This is a genomic window from Prosthecobacter sp. (assembly GCF_044373815.1).
Lineage (GTDB): Bacteria > Verrucomicrobiota > Verrucomicrobiia > Verrucomicrobiales > Verrucomicrobiaceae > Prosthecobacter.
On the sequence record NZ_JBIPNG010000610.1, the window covers coordinates 1 to 3,353 of the forward strand.

Annotated in this window: 3 protein-coding genes; 1 reads left to right on the forward strand and 2 read right to left on the reverse strand. The window is 60.7% G+C overall.

Annotated features, from left to right (window positions below; all coding sequences use genetic code 11):
• A partial coding sequence (locus tag ACIREA_RS29065; protein ID WP_397385820.1) for an N-acetylmuramoyl-L-alanine amidase occupies window positions 1-1,516 on the forward strand: 1,516 nt, incomplete at its 5' end.
• An 18-nt stretch (window positions 1,517-1,534) separates the two neighbouring features.
• Here ACIREA_RS29065 and ACIREA_RS29070 read toward each other — a convergent pair.
• Together ACIREA_RS29070 and ribD are read right to left on the reverse strand one after the other, a co-directional pair.
• Complete coding sequence (locus tag ACIREA_RS29070) at window positions 1,535-2,086, reverse strand: D-glycero-alpha-D-manno-heptose-1,7-bisphosphate 7-phosphatase (RefSeq protein WP_397385821.1); 552 nt, start codon at window positions 2,084-2,086, stop codon at window positions 1,535-1,537.
• A gap of 111 nt (window positions 2,087-2,197) precedes the next feature.
• A complete protein-coding gene (gene ribD, locus ACIREA_RS29075; protein ID WP_397385822.1) occupies window positions 2,198-3,262 on the reverse strand; it encodes a bifunctional diaminohydroxyphosphoribosylaminopyrimidine deaminase/5-amino-6-(5-phosphoribosylamino)uracil reductase RibD in 1,065 nt (354 codons plus the stop codon).
• Window positions 3,263-3,353: the final 91 nt, after the last annotated feature.

Sequence of the window (3,353 nt, forward strand, 5' to 3'; positions counted from 1 at the left end):
ACCCCCGGCTCGACTTGTCAGATCGTTTGCGCTCCGCACCGTCTCAGGGTATAAAGGCCCGCCTTTCTCCGTTACAGCCGTCATTCCCGTCATGACTTCCGGATTGCACTCCCAACTCCCCAAGGCCCTCGTCGCCATCTTCGCTCTTGCTCTGGCATCAGCCTCGTTCGACGTGGCGCATGCAGAAGATGCAAAGCCGGGGTTCTTCAAAAAGCTCTTTGGCGGCGGCAGCAAAGCCGAAACGCCCCCTCCTGCGCCCGAGCCTGAGAAAAAACCGGCCGCCAAGCCGAAGCCAGAGCCGGAAAAGACGGCCACCAAGAAGCCCGCGAGCAGCAAACCGCCACGGGTCATCATCACCACGACCGGCGGCAAAAAAGTGGAGATCGGCAAAAAAACCGCTCCTGCCAAGACCGTTGCGAAAACAGAGACTCCCAAGCCTGCGCCCAAGCAAGAGCCCATCAAGGATGTCACGAAATCCACGGCCAAGGACAACGAAGCCCCGATGAAGGGCGAGTTCAAAGAGGACGATGACGACAAGACCGTCAGCACCGAGAAGTCCAAAGCCGTCGAAGTCCTTCCCGCCAACGGCGGCTGGGAGATCGTGAAAATCGGCGGGCGCGACTACGTGACGGCGGAGAGCATTCGTAATTTCTACAACCCCGTCTACGGCTTCACCACCTTCCGGACACAGGGCACGCACTTCTGGCTCGGCTCCTCCAAGCTCATTCTCAAAGCGCAGATCGGCTCTCAGGAAATGCTGATCAACAACATCAAGTTTATCCTCAGCTTTCCGGTGGTGGAGTACAACGGCAAGGTGCTCTTCTCACGCCTCGATCTGTGCAAGCTCATCGACCCCGTGCTCTACCCCAGCCACATCCAGAACGCCGAATTCTTCGACACCGTCGTAGTCGATGCCGGCCATGGCGGCCATGACGCCGGTGCGCGCGGCATTTACGGTTACGAAAAAGACTTCGCGCTGAAGATGGCCATGTCTGTGCGCGCAGCTCTGATGCAGCGCGGCTTCAAGGTGATCCTGACACGCGCCAACGACACCTTCATCACCCTCGGCGGACGCGTGGCCATCGCGAACCAGACGCCGAAGAGCATCTTCCTCAGCTTCCACTTCAACTCCGGCGGCGCTGCCGCCACGGGCATCGAAACCTGGGCGCTCACGCCGCAGAGCGCAGCCGCCACGATCAGCCGCGGTGGCGGTTACAACGTCAACGGCGTCACAGGCAACAAGCAGGACTCCGCCAACATCGCCCTCGCCACCGCTGTGCATGCCAGCGTCATCAGCCGCTTCAAATTCGTTGACCGTGGCATCAAGCGCGCGCAGTGGAGCGTGCTCTCCGGCTGCAAGCGTCCCGGCATCTTGTTTGAAGGCGGTTTCGTCACCAACGGTGCCGAATGCCAGCTCGTCGCCTCCGAAACGTACCGCCAGCAGGTTTCAGCCGCCATCGGCGACGCCGTGCTGAACTACCGCAAGGCGCTCGAATCAGCCATGGTCAAGCGCTGAGGCAGGAAGGATAATCCTTCACACCTGCGGCAATTTCTCCCGCAGCAGCGCGGTCAACTCCGTGGTCTCCTCCAGCGTGAACTCCGCATTCACCTTGGGTTCGTGATGGCTCAAAATGCGTACCGTTCGCGGCACGCCCGCATTGATGGCCATTTGGATGTCTCGATCATGATCGCCCACCAGCCAGCTGCGGCTCAGATCAATTCCGTGTTCATCACGCGCGCGAGAGATCATCTCCGCGCTTGGCTTGCGGCAGGTGCAAGTTCCCGCGAGGTGAGTGCAGGCATAGATGCCATCGAGCGCAGCATCATGCGGGACCAATTCGCTTTGCATGTGCGCATGCAATTCGTCGAGAGCCTCCTGCGTCATCAGCCCTTTGCCCACGCCCTGCTGGCTCGTCACCAGAATGGTCGCATAACCACGTTCACGGCACAGCGCCAGCGCATCGATGATGCCGGGCGCAAAGTGAAAATCCTCCCAGCACAGCACATAGCCGTCCCCCGGGGAGACATTGACGACACCATCGCGGTCAAAGAAAACAGCGGGACGAAGAGGCGAAACAGTGGGCATGCGCCGCACGCATAGCCGCGCTGTCATGGCAGGGAAACTGATCTTTGACGCAGCAGCAAAAACCGTTTTTCATCCAAGCATGCGACGCCGTGTTTTCGTCGGCTCCGCTTTTTATTCCTGCACCGCTCCCGGCCACACGGGAAAACCGTGAAAGCAGACATTGTCCCCCAAGGGGCGGACGGTGACGTCTTTCAGCTCGATGGAGGCGGGCAAGGCAGGACCAGCGATGGAGGGGCGGCCACCGCCGCAGAGACGCGGAGCGATGTACCAATAGACTTCATCGACGAGCTGCTCACGAAACGCGTGACCGAGGACAATGCCACCGCCCTCAATGAGAACAGAAAGCACGCCGTGCTTCCCCAGAATGGCAAGCGCTTCGGGCAGATCTTTGCCATGCATGATGACCGTGCGGTCTTTGAAATCATCGGTGAAGATCTGGGAGTGCTGGGGAATGTCGCCGCTTCGGGTGAGCACGACGCGCCAGGGCTGCAGCTTGCCGCTGCCAGCGCTGCCATCACGCAGCGTGAGTTGGGGGTTGTCTTTGCGGATGGTCTCCGCACCGACAAGGATGGCGTCCACACGCATGCGCAGTCTGCGGCCGTGGGCACGGGCGGCATCGTTGGTGATCAGCGAACTTTCCCCCGCCGGACGCGTGATGCGGCCATCCAGACTCTGCCCGGCCTTGGCGATCACGTAAGGGATGCCGGTGGTGATCCATTTGGCAAAGGGGCGGATGATCGCCCGGCACTCTTCATCGAGCACTCCGGCAGTGACCTCGATGCCCGCAAGCATGAAGATGCTGCGGCACTGCTCGCGATGGCTGGGATTGGGATCATGGGCGCCGAAGACCACGCGCTTGATGCCAGCGGCTTTGATCGCCTCGGTGCAGGGCGGTGTTTTGCCCTGCGTGCAGCAGGGTTCGAGGGTGACGTAAATCGTGGAGCCGCGCAGCAGCTTGGGGTTTAATTTTTGCGCATCGCGGATGGCCTCTACCTCGGCATGCGGCTCGCCCGCCTTGTGGTGGTAGCCGCGACCGATGACTCTTTCCTGGGCGACAATGACAGCGCCCACGGGCGGATTCGGGCTGGTGAGACCGACGCCAAGCTGGGCCTGGTCGAGGGCGAGGTGCATCCAGTGCTGGTCGGGCGTTTCTTTATGAGCGATGGGCGGCGGCATGAAGGGTCCGCATGATAGGCGATGAAACGAACCTGAGAAGCAATAAGAGTGTCACACAAATGGGGATCGACCCATGGTCTTGAAGCTTTTT

Excerpts from the sequence above, each read along its gene's own strand:
- ACIREA_RS29070 (WP_397385821.1), bottom strand. The coding sequence starts at position 2,086 with ATGCCCACTGTTTCGCCTCTTCGTCCCGCTGTTTTCTTTGACCGCGAT.
- ribD (WP_397385822.1), bottom strand. The coding sequence starts at position 3,262 with ATGCCGCCGCCCATCGCTCATAAAGAAACGCCCGACCAGCACTGGATG.